Raw genomic sequence first — 16692 nt, 5'->3', positions numbered from 1 at the left:
CGATGACCCGTTACGTGCAGCCGGTGCCCACTCCCGACGACCCGTACACCGGGGATCCGCTGCTGCGGTCCTGGCTGGAGCGGCACCTCGGCCCGGCCGGGCACGCCGCCGCGAAGGGGCGCCTGGCCGACCTGGCCGTCGACGTCACCGGGCCGCTGCGGGCCGCGCACGCCGACGCCGAGGCCCACCCGCCGGCCCTGGTCCGCTACGACCCGTGGGGCGCCCGCGTCGACCGCATCGACACCTCCGCCGGTTGGCAGGCCCAGCGGGCCGCCGCCGCCCGGCACGCCGTGGTCGCGCTGCCCTACCTGCCCGACGCCCGCGCCACCTGGGGGGCCTCCGCCCGGGTGGTCCAGCACGCCCTGCTGCACCTGTACGCGCCGGAGTCGGCCACCTTCTCCTGCCCGGTGGCCATGGCCGACGGCGCCGCCGCGCTGCTCAGCCTCCCCGAGGTCGACGCCGCGGTCCGTGACGCCTGGCTGCCCCGGCTGACCGCCACCGACCCGGACACCGCGATCGTCAGCGGGCAGTGGATGACCGAGTCGCAGGGCGGCTCCGACCTGTCCCGCTCCAGCACCGTCGGCCGGCCCGCCGCCGACGGGTCGTGGCGGCTGAGCGGCGAGAAGTGGTTCTGCTCCGCCGCCGACTCGGCCGTGGCGGTCGCGCTGGCCCGTCCGGACGGCGCCGGCCGCGGCAGCCGGGTGCTCGCGCCGTTCCTGGTGCCCCGCTACGCCGCCGACTCGCCGCTGGCCGGCGCCACCGTCGCCGCCGACGCCCCCGCACCCGGGGTCACCGTGCACCGGCTCAAGGACAAGCTGGGCACTTGGGCGCTGCCCACCGCCGAGATCGGGCTGCGCGACGCGTACGCGCTGCCGCTGGGTGACCCGGCCGTGCCCGGCCTGGTCCGGACGATGACCCTGGTGGTGGTGACCCGGGTGCACAACGCCTCCGCCGCCGCCTCCGGCATGCGCCGGGGCCTGGCCTACGCCCGCGCGTACGCGCAGGCTCGGCAGGTCGCCGGGGGGCGGCTCGCCGACTCACCGCTGCACCGGGCCACCCTCGGCGCTCTCGCCGTCGACGCGGCCGGCGCGTTCGTCCTCGCCGGGCACGCGTTCGCGCTGCTGGGGCGGGTCGAGGTGGGCGGCGACCCGGACGCCGCCGCCGAGCTGCGGGTGGTGGCGCCGCTGGCCAAGCTCGCCACCGGCCGGCTGGCCGTGGCCTCCGCCAGCGAGTACGTGGAGGCGTTCGGCGGCGCCGGCTACGTCGAGGACGCCGGGGTGCCGCGGCTGCTGCGCGACGCGCAGGTGCTGCCGATCTGGGAGGGCACCACCAACGTGCTCGCCCTGGACGTGCTGCGCGCGGTCGCCCGGGAGGACGCCGGCGTCCCGCTGCTGCGCCGGCTCGCCGCCGCCGTCGACCTGGCCCGACCGCTCTCCCCCGCCCTGGCCGACACCCTCGCCACGGCCACCGACGAGCTGCGTGACCGGCTCGGCGAGGTCGCCGCCGCCCCGGCCGCGGTCGAGGTGGTGGCCGGCGCGCGGGGTTGGCGCTGCGGACCGCGTACGCGCTGACCACCGCGCTGCTGGTGGAGCAGGCGGCGTGGGGTGACGAGCAGGCCGAGGTGGCGGCCCGGCTCTGGGCGCGGCGCCGGCTGCGGCACGAGGACATCGCCGCCGACGCCCACCGGCACCTGGATCTGCTCTGCTGAGAAGATCCGCTCTGGTACCTGTCAGAGGATGTCAGGATCTGTCGACAGGATGGGCGGCATGACAGTGCACGCCGACCTCGCGATGGTCAATCTCGACAGCTCCGACCCGGTCGCCCACGCCGGGTTCTACGCCCGTGCCCTCGGCTGGGAGGTCACCCACAGCCAGGCCGAATACGCCATGATCAGCAAGGACGGGACCTCGATCGGCTTCGGCCTGGTCGACGGGTACGCTCCGCCGGCCTGGCCGGACGAGGCCGCCGGCAAGCGCTACCACCTGGACCTGCACGTCGACGACCCGGCCGTCGCCGAGAAGGAACTCCTGGCGGCCGGCGCGACGAAGCCGGAGTTCCAGCCGGGCGGTGAACGGTGGACCGTGCTGCTCGACCCGATCGGCCAGCCGTTCTGCGTCTGCCCCCGTCCGCAGGGCTGATCACGGCCGGCTCGCCGGGCGCGTGGCCGCCCGGCGAGCCGGCGCACCACCTTTGGCGACGGCTTCCGGCCCCGCGCACGGCGAGCCGGCCGTCGGTCTCTGAACCCGGCGCGGGTCGCCGGTCAGCCGCGTGTGTCGAGCGGGACGTGCAGCGAGAGGTGCGGGGACAGGGCGCGGAGGAAGTCCGGGGCGTCGAAGGCCGCGCCCGCGGAGGCGACGCCGACGGCCCTGGTCCGGCCGGTGAGGACGCGCTCGACGGCCTCCACCGCGAGCGGCGCGCTGATGGCGTAGATGTCCTGGCCGGCGGCGACCACGCGGCGTTCCGTGCCGCCGCGGCGGACGAGGACGTCCACGACGAAGGTCTGCGCGGAGCGGCCACGCTCGTCGACGGCGGTCGGTGCCGAGGCGTCGGGAGCGGACAGGTCCGCGGCTGCCCTGGCGGTCATGTAGGTGCGCACCTCGGGGACGGCCAGGTGGCTGGGAACGGTGACGACGTCGGCCATGGTGAACTCCCCGATGACGTGCTGGGGGCCGAGCGGAGCCGGGAAGGGCCACTCCAGGGTCGGCAGAGCGTCGTCGTGGTACTCCAGCCGTCCGCCCGTGTAGCGGACACGGCGGCCCCCGCGTCGCTGCCCCGAGACGGTGCCGGAGGCGAGCGTTCCGCCGGTGGGGTGCCAACTGCTCAGGCCGTAGGCGATGTGCGCCTCGTCCGCCGCCGTCCAGTCGCCCATCGCGGTGGTGACCAGCAGGTCGCCGAGGCCGCCGAAGAAGGCCATCGCCGGGACCACCACCGTGCCCGCGGCGCGGGCACGGTCCGCGAAGTGCGCGAACGTGTCGAGGTTCGCCTCGATCTCGGCCGCCACGTCGACGTACGGGATGCCGGCGCGGAGCGCCGCCTCGACCAGTGGAGCGGCCGTCGTGGCGAAGGGGCCGGCGCAGTTGATCACGGCGGCCGCGCCGTGCAGCGCACGGTCGAGTGCGGCCGGGTCGTCGACCGACGCCTGCCGCGCGTCGAGCCCCGGTCGGGCCAGCGCCAGCAGTTTGTCCTGGTCGCGCCCAGGACGGCCATCCCCTGGCCGAGCTGCTCCCCTGGGTGATGCGGCGGCTGGACCAGCCGCTCACCGTGGAGGACCTGGCCCGCCAGGCGAACCTGAGCTCGCGCCACCTGGCCCGCCACTTCCGCTCGGTCACCGGCACCACTCCGCTGCAGTGGCTGTTGACGCAGCGGATCCGCCGCGCGCAGGAGCTGCTGGAGATCACGGACGACAGCATCGACACCATCGCCTCGGCCGCGGGCATGGGCACGGCGACGACACTGCGGCGCCACTTCCACCGCACGATCGGCGTGCCGCCGGACGCCTACCGCCGCACGTTCCGGGCGTGAGGCCGCGCGGCTCTCGGCCGTCTCGGCGCGCGCGCGCAGCCGTAGGCGAACGGACTATCCGCGGCGGCGGGCCCGGGCGGCCCAGATGACGTACGCCGGGTCGCGGTCCAGGTTGTGCCGGTCCCGGTCGTAGCGGCGGGTGGTGCGCGGATCGGCGTGCCCCATGGCGTCCTGCACGTCCTCCAGCGGCACCCCCTCGGACCGGGCGGCGGTGGCGAACGCGTGCCGCAACGAGTGCGGGGACAGTTTCGCCCAGGCGGGAATGCCGGCGGCCTGGGCCAGCCGGCGGACCAGCCGGAACACCGAGTGCCGGTCCAGTCGGGCGCCGGTGGCGGTGACCAGCAGCGGCCCGGTCAGCTCGGGCACGGTCACCCCCTGCGCGGCGGCCCGCGCGGCCAGGTACGCGTCGACGGCGTACGCGGTGCCGGGGGTGAGCGCCCGGCGACGGACCTTGCCGCCCTTGCCGACGAACCGGATGCTGCGGTGCCCCCGCTCGGCGCCCAGGTCGGCCAGGTCCAGCGAGATCAGCTCGCCGACCCGCAGCCCCAGGTCCGCCAGGAGGGCGATGGTGGCCCGGTTACGGGCGGCGGTCGGGCCGGTGTCCGCCTCGGCGGCGGCGAGCAGCGCGTCGACCTCCTCCGGGGTCAGGCCGACCGTGGCCGAGTGGTCGCGGTCGACACGGGGACGGTCGGCGGCGGTGACCGGGTTGGCCTCCACCGCGCGCAGTTTGACCAGGAAGTCGTACCAGCTGGACAGGGCCGACAGGCGGCGGGCGACGGTGGCCGGGGTGAGCGGCCGGCCGCTGCGCGCGCCCAGGGTGGCCTCCAGTTCCCGGCCGTAGGCGTTGACGTCGAGGAAGGTGGCCCGCAGGGGATCGAGGCCGCGCCCGGCGCACCAGCTCAGCCAGCCGGCGACGTCCCGCCGGTACGCGTCGCGGGTGTGCTCCGACAGTCGCCGGTTGCGCAGCCACGCCTCGGTGAAGTCGGCCGGCCCGCCGCGCAGCGTGGGACGGGCCGACCAACGGGGCACAACGTCGGGACGCAGCATGCGAGAAAGACTCTCAGCCGGCGGGGTGGATCGCGACGAGGCGCGCCCATGAAGATCAGATTGAATCTTCCGCCAGCCGGCGGGGCCCGCCGCGACCGGTTTCCCGGCCGGGATACGGTCGGCGGGTGCGTGCCAGCCGTCTGGTTTCCCTGCTGCTGCTCCTGCAGACGCGGGGGCGGATGACCGCCCCGGAACTCGCCGACGCCCTTGAGGTCTCCGTCCGGACCGTCTACCGGGACGTCGAGTCGCTCGGCGCGGCCGGCGTGCCCGTGTACGCCGAGCGGGGCCCGGCCGGCGGGTACCGGCTGCTGGAGGGTTACCGGACCCGGCTGACCGGGCTGACCGCCCCGGAGGCCGAGGCGTTGTTCCTGGCCGGGATGCCCGGCCCGGCCGCCGAGCTGGGCCTGGGGCCGGTGGTGGCCGCCGCCGAGCTGAAACTGTTGGCCGCGCTCCCCGACGAGCTGGCCGACCGGGGTGGCCGGATACGGCAGCGGTTCCACCTGGATGCGCCCGGCTGGTTCCGGCACCCCGAGCCCACCCCGCACCTGGCCGCGCTGGCCCGGGCCGCCTGGGAGGACCGGCTGGTGGACATGCGCTACCGGCGGTGGCGGGCGCCGCGCGAGGTGACCCGGGTGGTGGCCCCGCTGGGCGTGGTGCTCAAGGCCGGACGCTGGTATCTGGTGGCCCGGTGCGGCGAGCAGCTGCGCACCTACCGGGTCGGCGCGGTGCTCGACCTGGTGGTACGCGACGAGCGCTACGAGCGGCCGGCCGACTTCGACCTGGCCGAGTACTGGCGGGAGTGGACGCAGCGGTACGAGCGGGACGTCTACCGGGCCGAGGCCCGGGTCCGGATGACGGTGGCCGCGCTGGAGTTCTCGGCGTACGTCTTCCCGCCGGAGATGAGCCGGGCGGCCCGGGCGGCGGCCGGCGAGCCGGACGAGCACGGCTGGCTGGAGACCAGCGTGCCGATCGAGTCGGTGAAGCATGCCCACACCGAGCTGCTGAAGCTCGGCGCGGAGGTGGAGGTGCTGGCGCCGGCGGAGTTGCGGGACCGGCTCACCGCCACCGCGCACGCCCTGACCCGGCTCTATTCCGCGCCGACGGCGTAGCCGACGGGGGCCGTCAGCGGCTTCTCGAACCAGTGCTGGGCGTATGGGCCGTCGCTGTAGGCCGGGATCTCACGGTAGCCGTGCCGGGCGTACAGGGCGCGGGCCTCGACCAGGTCGGCCCGGGTGTCCAGCCGGATCCGGTCCGCCCCGGCAGCCTGGGCGTACGCCTCGACGGCGGCCAGCAGGGCGGCCCCGCCGCCGGCGCCGCGGTGCGCGGGACGGACGTAGACCCGGGTGAGTTCCGCCCAGCCGGGACACCAGCGCAGGCCGGCGCAGCCGGCGAGCTGCCCGTCGTGGCGGGCCAGCAGGAGCAGCCCGGTGGGCGGGGCGAGGTCGTCGCTGGGCATCTCGGCCAGCGCCTCGGTCACCTCGTCCGGGCGTTCCGGGCGGCCGTACCAGCGGCGGACCATCTCCGCCATGTACTCGCGCAGCAGGGCCGCCGCGTCGGGGGCGTCGGGAGAGGTCAGGCTCGTGGTCCAGGTCGTCACCGCCTGATCCTCGCCGGACGGTCAACGGCTTTTCCGGTCACGGCCGCGGTCGCCGGCGAGGGGCAGGTCGTCGACCAGATGTCGGAGCAGGGCCACGTGGTCGGCTCAGCGGCCCGGCACCGGGGCCGATCGGAGTCGATCCGACGACGCTCTGGCCGTAGCGCGCCACCAGGGCCGTGACGCCAGCGCGGCCAGCCCGGCTCCGGCGGCGTTGAGCAGTACGTCGTCGACCGAGGACACCCGGTCCAGCCGCAGGACGTACTGCGCGGCCTCGACCAGGACCGAGCAGCCCGCCGCGAGAGCCAGGATCCGTGGTACCGACGCCAGCGCCGCGAACCGCAGCGGGGCGAGGAACCCCAGCGCCGCGAACACCAGCAGGTTGCCGACGACCTGGACCGCCGCCGTCAGCGGCCCGGCGGTGGCGATCGTCAGCAGATCCCGCAGCGGCACCAGGCTCACCCGACCGGACACGGCCCCGGCCCGGTCGCCCGGCAACATGATCATCCATACCCACGGCACCGTTCCGTAGACGATGCCGACCTCGGCCAGCGACCTCCGCCACGCCCATGTCGGCGTGGTGCCGGTGGCCCGCCGACCGCGTGCCAGAGCCCACACCGTCAGCGCGGCCAACGGCAGCATGGCCACCGTGATCAGTGCCACGCCAGTGAACGTGCCGATCCAGCCGTGCCACCCCTTGAGCATGCCGCCCCCGCCTCCGTCCGACCGGAAAGAGCTACCCGAGCCGCTCCTCTGCCGGGTCAGGGCCGGGCCGGCGGCGCGTCGAAGTAGGCGGTCGCGCTCGCCGGTGCTCGGCGGCCAGCATGACCCGGCGTAGCAGGTCGGACAGGAGCCGCCGATCGTCCGTGGTCAGCGCGCCGAGCACCCGGTGCTCCTCGTCGCCGACCACGGCGAGGGCGCGCTGCCAGGCGGCGCGACCCGGCGTCGGTCAGCTCGACGTCGACCCGCCGCCGGTCCACGTCGGACGGGATCCGCCGGACGAACCCGCGGCGGACCAGCGCGTCCACCCGGGCGGTGATCGAGGCGGGGGCCATGCGCAGGTCGCCGGCGAGGGCGGGTGCTGCTGGGCAACCTGGCCCTGGCCACGTACGCGGCGCCGCTGGTGCTGCTCGCCTGCGTCAGCACCGCCGCCGTGCCCGGCGTACGCCGGCTGGGCTGGCCGGTCGACACGCCGGAAGGCAAACTCGTCCGGGTCACAGCGGGCGGTGCATGACGTGCAGGCCCACCCGGCCCAGCCTCGGGTGGGTGAACGCCTCCGGCACGGTGCCGATCACCGCGAACCCGAGCCGCCGGTACAGCGCCACGGCCGCCTCGTTCGTCTCCACCACCGCGTTGAACTGCATCGCCGCGTAGCCGTCGCGGCGGGCCCGGTCCAGGGCGTACTCGGCCAGGGCCCGGCCCACGCCACGGCCGCGCGCGTCGGCGGCGACCATGAAGCTGGCGGTCGCCACGTGGGAGCCGGGGCCGGACCGGTTGGCGCCCATCTTGGCGGTACCGAGGATCCGGCCGTCCTCGTCGGCGACCACCGTGCGTCCGGGCGGTCGTTCCACCCACACGTCGTACGCGACCTCGGCGGGCCACGCCGGGTCGTACGGGAACGTCTCCCCGGCGGTGATGACGTCCTCGATGATCGGCCAGACCTGCACCCAGTCGGACTCGGTGAACTCGCGGATCCGCATTCCGGGCACGCTATCCGCCCGCCTGACCGTCCGCGATCCGGTTTTCCCAATCCGTGACCACAGGGGACCGGCCACGGACCCCCACAGTGGCGAAAGACGACGAAGATGGGCACGTGGCCGAACCCGTCAGCGAACTCGACCGCTCCACGACCGAAACGCCTCCGGCGAACGTGCTCCCCCCGGCGCCCGGTCCGCGTGCCGCCGGGCCGTGGCTGGTCGGCGCGGCCGTCACCGCCGTGCTGCTGCTACTCGCCGGCCGCTACGGCTACCACCGCGACGAGCTGTACTTCCTGCTCTGCGGCCGGCACCTCGACTGGGGATACGCCGACCAGGGGCCCCTGGTGCCGGCCCTGGCCCGGCTGATGGACACGATCGCGCCCGGCAACCTGGTGGTGCTGCGTACCCCGTCGGCGCTGCTCGCCGGCACGGCGGTGGTGCTGGTCGCGGCGATCGCGCGGGAGCTGGGCGGCGGCCGGGGCGCGCAGTTGCTGGCCGCGTTCCTCGGCGCCGTCGCGGGCATCGTCCTCGGCCCCGGCCACCTGCTCAGCACCACCACCGTCGACCTGGTGGTCTGGCTCGCCGCGACCTGGTGCGTGGTGCGGATGCTGCGCACCGGCGACAGCCGGTGGCTCCTCGGCGTTGGCGTGGTGCTCGGCGTCGGCATGCTCAACAAGCTGCTGCCCGCCCTGCTCGCCGTGGGTCTGTTGGCCGGGGTGGTGATCGCCGGGCCGCGCCGGCTGCTGCGCGACCGGTGGCTGTACGCCGCCGCCGGCATCGTCGTCGTGCTCGCCGCGCCGTACCTGGTGTGGCAGGCGGCGCACGGTTTCCCCCAGCTGTCCGTGGCGTCCTCGATCGCCGGCGGCGACAGCTCCTACAGTGGCCGCCTCGACGCGGTCGTGCTGCAACTGGTCATCATCAGCCCGTGCGCGGTGCCGATCTGGGTCGCCGGGCTGGTGGCGCTGCTGCGCCGGCCGGCCTGGCGGGCGTACCGGGCGATCGGTTGGGCCTGGCCGGTGGTGTTCGCGATCGTGCTGCTCGGCGGCGGCAAGGGCTACTACGACGCGCCGCTGCTGCTGGCGGTCACCTCCGCCGGCGCGGTGGTCACCGCCGAGTGGGCGGGCCGGGGCGCGGTGTGGGGCCGGCGGGTGCTGGTCGCCGCCGGTGCCGCCGTGGCGTTGGCCGGCAGCGCGATCCTGCTGCTGCCCACCCTGCCCGCCGACCGGCTGCCCGGTTTCGTGGTCGACGTCAACTACGACGCCGGCGAGACCATCGGCTGGCCGGCGTTCGCCGACTCGCTCGCCGCCGTCCACCGTGGCCTCCCGCCGCCGCAGCGGTCACGCGCGGTGATCCTGACCGGCAACTACGGCGAGGCGGGCGCGGTGGCCCGGTACGGGCCGCAGCGGGGGCTGCCGCGGGCGTACTCGGGGCACAACAGCATGGCCGGATTCGGCCGCCCGCCGGCCGACGCCGACGTGGTGATCGCCGTCGGCTGGGCCCGCCCCGACCAGCTTCGAGGCTGGTTCACCGAGGTCACCGAGGCCGGCCGGATCGACCTGCGGGTCGACGTCGCCAACGACGAGAACGGTCTGCCGGTCTACGTCTGCCGGGGGCTGCGGCGGCCGTGGTCACAGATCTGGGACACCGAGGTACGCCACGCCGGCTGATCAATATTCCGCTGCGCACCTTGATCATGGGCGCTACAGTCACGCCCCGTGACCGCCTGACGCCGTAGACCCGGGCGGTTCGGGCCGGAGCCGGACGGCGATGAATACTTGTCGACATGCTGTGGGGTGTCAGCGGTCCGGTCTTCCTCCTCGACTACCTCGCCGGGGTGGCCGGGGCCCTCGCGATCGCCCTGGCGGTGCGGGCGCTGGTGGGGTGGCGGACCCAGGGCGAGCCGCTGTCGACCGTCGAACTGGCGTACCTGACCGACCGGGCGGGGCTGGCCTGCCAGGTGGGCGTGGCGACGCTGCGCCGGGCTGGGGTGGTGCACCTCGGAGAGCTGGCGACCCTGTCGTTGGACGGCCCGGCGCCATCCGGGTCCGCCCCGCTGGTACGCGCCCTGCACACCGCGCTGCGCCGGCCGCAGACCTGGGCCGCCGTGCTCGCCGACCCCGGCGTGGGCCGCGCGCTGCGCCGGCTGGTGGGCCGGCTGGTCCGCGACGGCTGGCTGCTCACCCGAGGACAGCGGCGGCGCCTGGCGCTGGGCACCCTGCCACTGTTCGCGGTCGCCGTGGTCGGGGTGACCCGGCTGGTGGACAGCGCGGTGGAGGGGCGCTCGGCCGGCGGCCCGGCCTCCGTGGCGGGCCTGCTGCTGTGCTGCCTGGCCACCCTGCTCGCCGGCTGGTGGCTGTGCGAGGTGCCGGAGACCGGTGCGGCCGCCCGGCGGGTGCTGCGCCGGCAGCGCCGCGCGTACGCGGAGCTGGCGCCCGAGCAGCGGCCGGCGTGGAGCGAGCGGGGCACCGAGGACCTGCTGACCGCGATGGCGGTGTTCGGGCCGCGCCCGCTGCTCGCCGTCGATCCGCGCTTCGCCGAGCTGGTCGGCGTCGACCCCGATCGCACCCGGCCCCGCGACTACGTCACCGCGAAGCGCGGCTGACCCCGGAACGCCCCCGGCGGGCACCGGCGCCAGGGGCGCTGCCGCGGGCGATCAGCTGAGTTCCGCGGCGCGGCGGATCACTCGCGCCAGGTCCCTCACCTCCGCGTCCTCGCTGGCGGCGGCCGCCTCCTCGGCGATCGCCGCCAGGTCGCCCAGGCGTACCTCCCGGCCGTACGGGCCGCCCCGCAGGGCCTGCGCGAAGTAGGCCGCCGCGTAGCAGGTCCGCAACCGTGGCGACGCCGCGCCGAAGGCCCGGTCCAAATCGGTGACGGTCACCGACTCGTACGCCTCGGCGGCCCTGCGGTCGTGCGGATCGGTCCAGCGCACCTGCACCCGGGCGACCCGGGCCGACGGGGACGCCTCGTCGGCGAGCCGCACCGCGTAGAGCGCCGTGACGCTGTGCCCGGGACCGACCTCGCCGCCGTCGACCGAGTCGTCGCGGAAGTCCTCGTCGTCGAGCGCCCGGTTGTCGTATCCGATGAGACGGTAGGACCGCACCGTCTTCGGGTCGAAGCTCACCTGCACCTTGGCGTCCAACGCCCGTACGCTCAGCGTGGCCGGCAGTTGCCCGACGAACAGCTTCCGGGCCTGGGCGCGCTCGCTGGCGTACACCACGAAGCCGTCGCCCTGGTCGGCCAGTTGCTCCATCAACTCGTCGCCGTACTCGCTGCCCACCCCCACGCCGAGCAGGGCAATCTCCTTCGCCGCCTCGTCGCGTACCCGGCGCAGGATCGGTTCCGCCTCGGTCCGGCCGGTGTTGGCGAGCCCGTCGGAGAGCACGATCACCCGGTTCGTCGCGCCGGTTCGGAACCCGTCGCGGGCCACCCGGTAGCCGAGCACCAGCCCGGCCTCAAGGTTCGTGCTGTCCCGCGTACGGAGGGAGTCGACGGCGTCGTGTAGCTCCTCGGCGTCGGAGACGCGGGTCATCTCCCGGACCACCCGGGCCTCGCGACTGAACGCGACGATGGCGATGGAGTCGGTGGGGCGCAACTGGTCCACGAGGGTGTGCAGCGCGTCGCGCACCAGGTCGAGCCGGCCGGGTTCGTCCATCGACCCGGAGACGTCGACCACGAAGGTGAGGGCGGCGTCCGGACGGCTCTCCCGGTCCTCCGCGCGGGTCTGCAGGCCGACCCGCATCAACCGGACCGCCCCGGACGCCTCGTGGGTGTCGGGGAGCCGGGCGCCGTCGACGTGTACGGCGAAGCCGTCACCCGCGGGCTCCGCGTAGTCCTGCCGGAACGAGTTGACGAACTCCTCGGGTCGTACGGCGGTGCGTTCGGGAAGTCGCCCGTCCATGATGAGGCGGCGGGCGTAGCCGTACGACGCGGTGTCGACGTCGACGCCAAAGGTGGATCGTGGGTCGTCCTTCGTCGCCGTCTCGTCGCCACCGGACCAGGGCGCGCCCTCGTGGTGGCGGACCGGTCCGCCGGCCGAGTCGCTTCGCGGTGCGCCGCCGACGGAGCAGGCGGACACCGCCATCGTGAGGGCCAGCGCCGCCAGCAGCGGCAGCGGCGCTCGTCGCATGTGGACCATCTGATCCTCCGGGGGTAGGCAGGGGCGGGCGATCCGGACGCGGCGCGCCGGACCCGTCCCGGCCATTGACGCAGATCGACAGTGTGGCGGTGCCCGTCGTGGCCGAGCCGATACGCAAGCGTGAACCTCGTGACCGCGCCGTGAGCAAGCCGTGATCCGAGCCGGTCGAGCGGGCCGCGTGGGAACCTCCCCGACCCGGCAGGCCGGCTCCACCGTTGGGCGCCCGATGCGGCAGAGTGGACGCCGCGGCCGGCATCGGCCGGGGTGAGAGAGGTGGTGGCCGTGGAGGGCCCGACCGGGGTGGTGTTCCCGATGACCGGCGGCGCGCGCAGCACCAGCGCGCTCGGCCGGGCCGTCGTCGCCGACGCCCTGCGCGCGGTCGACCCGGTCGGCGCGCGCTCGGCCGAGCACGAGACCAACTGGCGGCACGGCTACCTGGGGCACTTCCGCCGGCTGGTCGAGGCGGGCCTGCTCTCCCGCGACGCCGGGGTCAGCGTCGCCCGCGCCGGCCTCGCCGCGCTGCACACCCGGATGCGGGTGCTCGACGAGGGTGGCGCGGAGCATCCGCTGGACGAGGTCTTCGCCCTCGACGCCGGGCAACCGCTGGACACCGCCACCGTGGCCGGCGTCGGGGAGCCCGAGCGGGAACTGGCGCTGCCGTACCGTGGGCAGCGGCTGCGCGGCGACGCGCTGCACCGCCGGCTCGACGCCTGGGTCGCCGCCGGGGTGATCGAGCCGTCCTGCGCCGAGGCGGTCCGCGCGGTCATCGCCAACCCGGACTGGCTCGACCTGCGCGACCAGCGCGTCGTGGTGCTCGGCGCCGGCGCCGAGATGGGCCCGCTGCCGTCGGTGCTGCGCTGGGGCGGCGAGGTCGTCGCGGTCGACCTGCCCCGGCCCGACATCTGGCGGCGGCTGCTGCGCACCGCCCACCGGTACGGCGGCCGGCTGCATCTGCCGATACGCCCCGGCACCGGCGACGACGACCAGGCCCTCGCCGCGGGCGCCGGCGCGGACCTGCTGCACCGCCTGCCCCAGGTCGCCGAGTGGCTGCTCGGCCTGGACGGCCGGCTCGTGCTCGGCAACTACGTCTACGCCGACGGCGCCACCAACGTACGGGTCGCCATGGCCGTCGACGCGCTCACCCGGCACCTGCGCCGGCACCGCGACGACGTGGCGCTGGCCTTCCTCGCCACCCCCACCGACGTGTACGCCGTGCCGGCCGAGGCGGTCGCGCACGCCGACCGGGGGTACGCCGCCCGGGGCCTCGCCCGCCGGTCGCTGCGCGTGCTCTCCGGCGGTCGGCTGCTGCACCGCAACTACCCGCCCGGCGCCGACCCGGGCGTCAACGACAGCCTGGTCCCGCAGCAGGGCCCGAACTACGCCCTGGCCAAGCGGCTGCAACGTTGGCGGGCGACGGAGGCGCGCGCCGCCGGGGCGACCGTGTCGTTCAAGGTCGCCCCGCCGACGCGGACCCGCTCGGTGCTGCGCAACCGGGCGCTGGCCGCCGCGTACGCGGGCGCGCACCGGTTCGGCATCGAGGTGTTCGAGCCGGCCACCAGCAACACCCTGATGGCCGCGCTGCTCGTGCACGACCTGCGCACCGGGGGCGGCCCGGTCCAGGACCATCCGTGGCGTGACGAAGCGTACGGGGCGGCGCACGGCGGGCTGTGGCGGGTGCCGTACGCCCCGCGCAGCGCCCTCGGCCTGGCGGTGTTGCTCGGCCTCGGCGCCACCCGCGGCTGACCGCGCGCCGGCGCGCCAGAGGTTGTCCCGGCACAAGAAGCCGGAGAAGGACCGTTGGGGGCTACAAGCCGGGTTCAGCGTGGCCGCCGGTGCACGACAGCCAGCGCGACGTCCGCTGGAGATGTACCAGGCGGGGTACGCGACGATCGCCGACAAAATCCGCGAGACCAAACAGTTCAACGACCCGGAACAGTGGCGATTCGACTGGGAGCAGTCCTACACGCGCGACCAGTGGCTGGATCTGCTCCCCTCGACCGGCGGCCTCACCCGGCTCCGCCCCGATCAGCTGGCCGAGATACTGGGTGCGGTAGGACACGCTATCGACGCTCTGGGTGGCCGCTTCACGATGCACTACACCACTCTGGCGACCACCGCCGTACGCGCCGGCACCCTTGATCCGTTGGCGCTCGGTCGCGAGGGCCCGCGCTCGTCACTCGTCCCCGGACGTGTCCGGGTCGCGCAGCGGCCGCATCCCGCCGGGCAGCTCCGGGAGCTGGAAGGAGTACCGGCCCAGCATGTTGATGTGCTGCCGCACGGATGGGGAGAGGCGGGCGACGTCCTCCTCGCGGACCTCGAACCCGTCGGCGCGGAGCTTGGCGACGGCTATCCGGCGAGGACGTCGACGGCGAGGTCCCGCACCACCGACTCGTCGACGTCCACGCCGAGGCCCGGCCCGGTCGGCACCCGCGCGACGCCGTTCTTGATCTCCACGGTCGCCCCGGTGGCGTACGACGACTCCAGGAACTGCCGCCCGTTGAGGTCCACCGGCGTGTCGATGCCGTACGCCGCGAACAGGTGCAGCGACGCCGCCAGACCCAGGTCGGAGTCGGTGAGACCGGAACCCATCAGCCGCACGCCGGCGTCCTCGGCGAGCGCGCACAACCGCCGCGACAGGGTCAACCCGCCGCTGCGCTGCACCTTGGCGATGGCCACGTCCACCGCGTCGAGCTTGACGAAGGTGGCCAGGTCGCTGGGGTGGCGCAGGCTCTCGTCGAGCGCCACCGGCACCGGCGAGGACTCCCGCAGGCGGCGCAGCCCGGCGACGTCGTTGGCCGGCAGCGGCTGCTCGAACGCGGTGACGTCGAGGTCGACCAGCCGGCGGGCCATGCGCAGCGCCGCGTCGACCGTGTACGCCTGGTTGGCGTCGACCCAGAGCGCGGAGTCGGGCGCGGCCTCGCGGACCGCCCGTACCACGGCGGCGTCCTCGGCCTCGCGGTGCAGGCCGACCTTCACCTTGAACGCCCGGTATCCGTTCGCGCGTCCCTCGGCGACCGCGTCGGCCACCTCGGCGGCGGTCTGTCCCGACACGATCCAGCCCAGCTCGATCGTGTCCTGGCGGCGCTGCCCCCACAGCACACCCAGGGGCACCCCGAGCGCCCGGCCGAGCAGGTCGTGCAGGGCGACATCGACGGCGCACTTGGCCAACGGGGCGCCGATGGTGAAGCCCCGGTTGACCGCCCGGTCGAAGGCCGCGGTCACCCCGTCGAGATCCCAGGCCGGGCGGCCGAGGATCGCCGGGGCGAGGTACCGGTCGACGGTGGTGACGATCGACTCCGCGGTCTCGTACGTCCAGGCGGGGATCGGGGTGGCCTCACCCCAGCCGGTCAGCCCGTCGGCGGTGACCTTGACCAGGACGCGGATGCTGGGCCGCCCGGCGACGGCGACCGACCCGCCGGACACCCCGAACGAGCGCACGGTGGGCAGTGCGACGGCGTACGTCCGTACCGAGTCGACGGTCAGCCCGGCCAGGGCGGTGGCGGCAGCGGTCATGATGGCACCTTTCCTGATTGTCCCGGTCAGGCCAGCTTGGCGGTGCTGGCCCGGACGACCACCTCGCCGCCCATCCGCAGGATCCGGCGTCGCCGCCCGGTGTTGTCGGTGAGTGCCAGCTCCATCGCCTTCTCCCCGAGCTGCTGCAACGGCAGCGCGACGGTGGTCAGCGGCGGGGTGAGGTCGCGGACGATCGGGATGTCGTCGAAGCCGGCGACGGAGACGTCGCCCGGCACGGACAGTCCGTGGTCGCGCAGCGCCGCGCAGGCGCCGATGGCCATCACGTCGGTCAGCGCGAACACGCAGGTGGCGGTCAGTCCCCGGGCCAGCAGTTCGGTCATCGCGCCGTAGCCGCCGTCGCGGGTGAACGGGCCCTCCACGATGTCGGCCGGGGCCAGCGACACGCCGGCCTTCCTCAGCTCGTCGCGGAAGCCGCCCAACCGGTCGGTGACGGTGGTCAGCGCCGGCGGCCCGGTCAGCACCGCGAACCGGCGGTGCCCCAGGTCGAGCAGGGCGCGGGCCATCGCGGCCGCCCCGGCCCGGTTCTCCGGCAGCACGCTGTCGACCTTGAGGCTGCGGTGCCGGCTGACCACCGCGACCCGGCCGCCGCCGTCCAGGTAGGGCTTCAGCTCGGCGTCCAGGGCCCGCTCCCAGTGCGGGTCCTCGAACCCGGAACCGATGAGCAGGATGGCCAGCGCCCGCTCGGCGCGCAGCATCGACACGTACGCGATCTCCCGCTCCGGGTCGCGGAACGTGCTGGCCAGCATCACCAGCAGGTCCTTGTCCCCGGCGACCCGCATGACGCCGCCGGCCACGGCGGCGAAGTACGGGTCGCTGACGTCGTGGCAGATCACGCCGACCGTGCGGTGCGACGCCCCGGCCAGGGCGCGGGCGTGGGCGTTCGGCGTGTACGCCAGCTGCTCCGCCGCCGCCAGCACCCGGTCCCGCAGCTGCGGGGTAACCCGCATGCCGTTGAGTGCCCGGGAGGCCGTGGCGAGCGAGACGTCGGCGGCTCTGGCCACGTCTTCCAGCGTCACGTGCGTCCGTGGCTGCATGGACTTTCCCCCTGCGGAACTTCTTGACCGGAAGATTTCGGCGTGGTTACCGTAGCACCCTGAAAGCGCTTACTGAAAGCGCATTCAGGGTCGCCCCGAGACTCCCCCGGATCGGTTCGGCCCTGAGCG

At 75.1% G+C, this 16692-nt stretch carries 18 protein-coding genes and 1 pseudogene; 9 read left to right on the top strand and 10 right to left on the bottom strand.

Features of this window, described 5'->3' with window-relative positions; all coding sequences use genetic code 11:
- Positions 1 to 2 precede the first annotated feature (2 nt).
- From GA0070604_RS15880 to GA0070604_RS15875, 3 genes are read left to right on the top strand one after another with little or no spacing between them, the layout of a single operon-like run.
- A complete protein-coding gene (locus tag GA0070604_RS15880) occupies positions 3 to 1571 on the top strand; it encodes an acyl-CoA dehydrogenase family protein (RefSeq protein ID WP_091118644.1) in 1569 nt (522 codons plus the stop codon).
- Positions 1544 to 1708 carry a hypothetical protein gene (locus GA0070604_RS32465; protein ID WP_167363486.1) on the top strand — a complete coding sequence of 55 codons (165 nt, stop codon included), beginning with the start codon at positions 1544 to 1546 and terminating at the stop codon, positions 1706 to 1708. The genes GA0070604_RS15880 and GA0070604_RS32465 overlap by 28 nt, the downstream gene beginning before the upstream one ends.
- Before the next feature lie 58 nt (positions 1709 to 1766).
- Positions 1767 to 2138, top strand: a complete 372-nt coding sequence (locus tag GA0070604_RS15875; protein WP_091127168.1) for a VOC family protein — start codon at positions 1767 to 1769, stop codon at positions 2136 to 2138.
- A 122-nt stretch (positions 2139 to 2260) separates the two neighbouring features.
- Here GA0070604_RS15875 and GA0070604_RS15870 read toward each other — a convergent pair whose 3' ends face one another.
- Positions 2261 to 3169 (bottom strand): saccharopine dehydrogenase NADP-binding domain-containing protein, encoded by a 909-nt coding sequence (locus GA0070604_RS15870; RefSeq protein WP_244162205.1) that lies wholly within the window; start codon positions 3167 to 3169, stop codon positions 2261 to 2263.
- A gap of 65 nt (positions 3170 to 3234) precedes the next feature.
- On the opposite strand from GA0070604_RS15870, the gene GA0070604_RS15865 reads away from it, so the two are divergent.
- A complete protein-coding gene (locus tag GA0070604_RS15865) occupies positions 3235 to 3522 on the top strand; it encodes a helix-turn-helix domain-containing protein (protein ID WP_244161926.1) in 288 nt (95 codons plus the stop codon).
- Between the two features lie 54 nt (positions 3523 to 3576).
- On the opposite strand, the gene GA0070604_RS15860 is transcribed toward GA0070604_RS15865, so the two are convergent.
- The gene (locus GA0070604_RS15860) at positions 3577 to 4569 is read right to left on the bottom strand and encodes a tyrosine-type recombinase/integrase (RefSeq protein WP_091118642.1); all 993 of its coding nucleotides are present in this window, start codon (positions 4567 to 4569) and stop codon (positions 3577 to 3579) included.
- 125 nt (positions 4570 to 4694) lie between these two features.
- Here GA0070604_RS15860 and GA0070604_RS15855 point away from each other — a divergent pair, with 125 nt between their 5' ends.
- Complete coding sequence (locus GA0070604_RS15855) at positions 4695 to 5678, top strand: helix-turn-helix transcriptional regulator (protein ID WP_091118641.1); 984 nt, start codon at positions 4695 to 4697, stop codon at positions 5676 to 5678.
- Here the strand turns inward: GA0070604_RS15855 and GA0070604_RS15850 are convergent.
- The 4 genes and pseudogenes from GA0070604_RS15850 to GA0070604_RS34345 all read right to left on the bottom strand — a co-directional run.
- A complete protein-coding gene (locus GA0070604_RS15850) occupies positions 5657 to 6166 on the bottom strand; it encodes a GNAT family N-acetyltransferase (protein ID WP_091118640.1) in 510 nt (169 codons plus the stop codon). The genes GA0070604_RS15855 and GA0070604_RS15850 overlap by 22 nt on opposite strands.
- A gap of 105 nt (positions 6167 to 6271) precedes the next feature.
- Positions 6272 to 6826: a VanZ family protein gene (locus GA0070604_RS15845; protein WP_244161925.1), complete on the bottom strand. Its 555-nt coding sequence runs from the start codon at positions 6824 to 6826 to the stop codon at positions 6272 to 6274.
- A gap of 73 nt (positions 6827 to 6899) precedes the next feature.
- A complete protein-coding gene (locus GA0070604_RS33580; protein WP_244161924.1) occupies positions 6900 to 7073 on the bottom strand; it encodes a hypothetical protein in 174 nt (57 codons plus the stop codon).
- 64 nt (positions 7074 to 7137) lie between these two features.
- A pseudogene (locus tag GA0070604_RS34345) lies at positions 7138 to 7227 on the bottom strand (hypothetical protein); the annotation flags it as partial.
- A 14-nt stretch (positions 7228 to 7241) separates the two neighbouring features.
- Between GA0070604_RS34345 and GA0070604_RS32460 the strand changes: the two are divergent.
- Positions 7242 to 7397 (top strand): hypothetical protein, encoded by a 156-nt coding sequence (locus GA0070604_RS32460; RefSeq protein WP_167363485.1) that lies wholly within the window; start codon positions 7242 to 7244, stop codon positions 7395 to 7397.
- On the opposite strand, the gene GA0070604_RS15835 is transcribed toward GA0070604_RS32460, so the two are convergent.
- Positions 7378 to 7863 carry a GNAT family N-acetyltransferase gene (locus tag GA0070604_RS15835; RefSeq protein ID WP_091118638.1) on the bottom strand — a complete coding sequence of 162 codons (486 nt, stop codon included), beginning with the start codon at positions 7861 to 7863 and terminating at the stop codon, positions 7378 to 7380. The genes GA0070604_RS32460 and GA0070604_RS15835 overlap by 20 nt on opposite strands.
- Positions 7864 to 7976: 113 nt before the next feature.
- Here GA0070604_RS15835 and GA0070604_RS15830 point away from each other — a divergent pair, with 113 nt between their 5' ends.
- Together GA0070604_RS15830 and GA0070604_RS15825 are read left to right on the top strand one after the other, a co-directional pair.
- A complete protein-coding gene (locus tag GA0070604_RS15830; protein ID WP_091118637.1) occupies positions 7977 to 9527 on the top strand; it encodes a glycosyltransferase family 39 protein in 1551 nt (516 codons plus the stop codon).
- 116 nt (positions 9528 to 9643) lie between these two features.
- Positions 9644 to 10462: a TIGR04222 domain-containing membrane protein gene (locus tag GA0070604_RS15825; RefSeq protein ID WP_091118636.1), complete on the top strand. Its 819-nt coding sequence runs from the start codon at positions 9644 to 9646 to the stop codon at positions 10460 to 10462.
- 51 nt (positions 10463 to 10513) lie between these two features.
- Here GA0070604_RS15825 and GA0070604_RS15820 read toward each other — a convergent pair whose 3' ends face one another.
- On the bottom strand, positions 10514 to 11986 hold the full coding sequence (locus GA0070604_RS15820) for a vWA domain-containing protein (protein WP_167363484.1): 1473 nt from the start codon (positions 11984 to 11986) through the stop codon (positions 10514 to 10516).
- Between the two features lie 291 nt (positions 11987 to 12277).
- Here GA0070604_RS15820 and GA0070604_RS15815 point away from each other — a divergent pair, with 291 nt between their 5' ends.
- Positions 12278 to 13738 (top strand): hypothetical protein, encoded by a 1461-nt coding sequence (locus GA0070604_RS15815; protein ID WP_244161923.1) that lies wholly within the window; start codon positions 12278 to 12280, stop codon positions 13736 to 13738.
- Between the two features lie 603 nt (positions 13739 to 14341).
- On the opposite strand, the gene GA0070604_RS15805 is transcribed toward GA0070604_RS15815, so the two are convergent.
- Together GA0070604_RS15805 and GA0070604_RS15800 are read right to left on the bottom strand one after the other, a co-directional pair.
- Positions 14342 to 15508 (bottom strand): mandelate racemase/muconate lactonizing enzyme family protein, encoded by a 1167-nt coding sequence (locus GA0070604_RS15805; protein WP_091118634.1) that lies wholly within the window; start codon positions 15506 to 15508, stop codon positions 14342 to 14344.
- Positions 15509 to 15534: 26 nt separating this feature from the next.
- Positions 15535 to 16563 (bottom strand): LacI family DNA-binding transcriptional regulator, encoded by a 1029-nt coding sequence (locus GA0070604_RS15800; RefSeq protein WP_091118633.1) that lies wholly within the window; start codon positions 16561 to 16563, stop codon positions 15535 to 15537.
- Between the last annotated feature and the right edge of the window lie 129 nt (positions 16564 to 16692).

The organism is Micromonospora eburnea (genome assembly GCF_900090225.1).
Lineage (GTDB): Bacteria > Actinomycetota > Actinomycetes > Mycobacteriales > Micromonosporaceae > Micromonospora > Micromonospora eburnea.
The sequence above is the reverse complement of the archived record's forward strand: the minus strand, read 5'-3'. Positions and strand labels throughout refer to the sequence as shown.

Excerpts from the sequence above, each read along its gene's own strand:
- GA0070604_RS15820 (WP_167363484.1), bottom strand. The coding sequence starts at position 11,986 with ATGCGACGAGCGCCGCTGCCGCTGCTGGCGGCGCTGGCCCTCACGATG.
- GA0070604_RS15875 (WP_091127168.1), top strand. The coding sequence starts at position 1,767 with ATGACAGTGCACGCCGACCTCGCGATGGTCAATCTCGACAGCTCCGAC.
- GA0070604_RS15825 (WP_091118636.1), top strand. The coding sequence starts at position 9,644 with ATGCTGTGGGGTGTCAGCGGTCCGGTCTTCCTCCTCGACTACCTCGCC.
- GA0070604_RS15835 (WP_091118638.1), bottom strand. The coding sequence starts at position 7,863 with ATGCGGATCCGCGAGTTCACCGAGTCCGACTGGGTGCAGGTCTGGCCG.
- GA0070604_RS15800 (WP_091118633.1), bottom strand. The coding sequence starts at position 16,563 with ATGCAGCCACGGACGCACGTGACGCTGGAAGACGTGGCCAGAGCCGCC.
- GA0070604_RS15880 (WP_091118644.1), top strand. The coding sequence starts at position 3 with ATGACCCGTTACGTGCAGCCGGTGCCCACTCCCGACGACCCGTACACC.
- GA0070604_RS15805 (WP_091118634.1), bottom strand. The coding sequence starts at position 15,508 with ATGACCGCTGCCGCCACCGCCCTGGCCGGGCTGACCGTCGACTCGGTA.
- GA0070604_RS15865 (WP_244161926.1), top strand. The coding sequence starts at position 3,235 with ATGCGGCGGCTGGACCAGCCGCTCACCGTGGAGGACCTGGCCCGCCAG.
- GA0070604_RS15860 (WP_091118642.1), bottom strand. The coding sequence starts at position 4,569 with ATGCTGCGTCCCGACGTTGTGCCCCGTTGGTCGGCCCGTCCCACGCTG.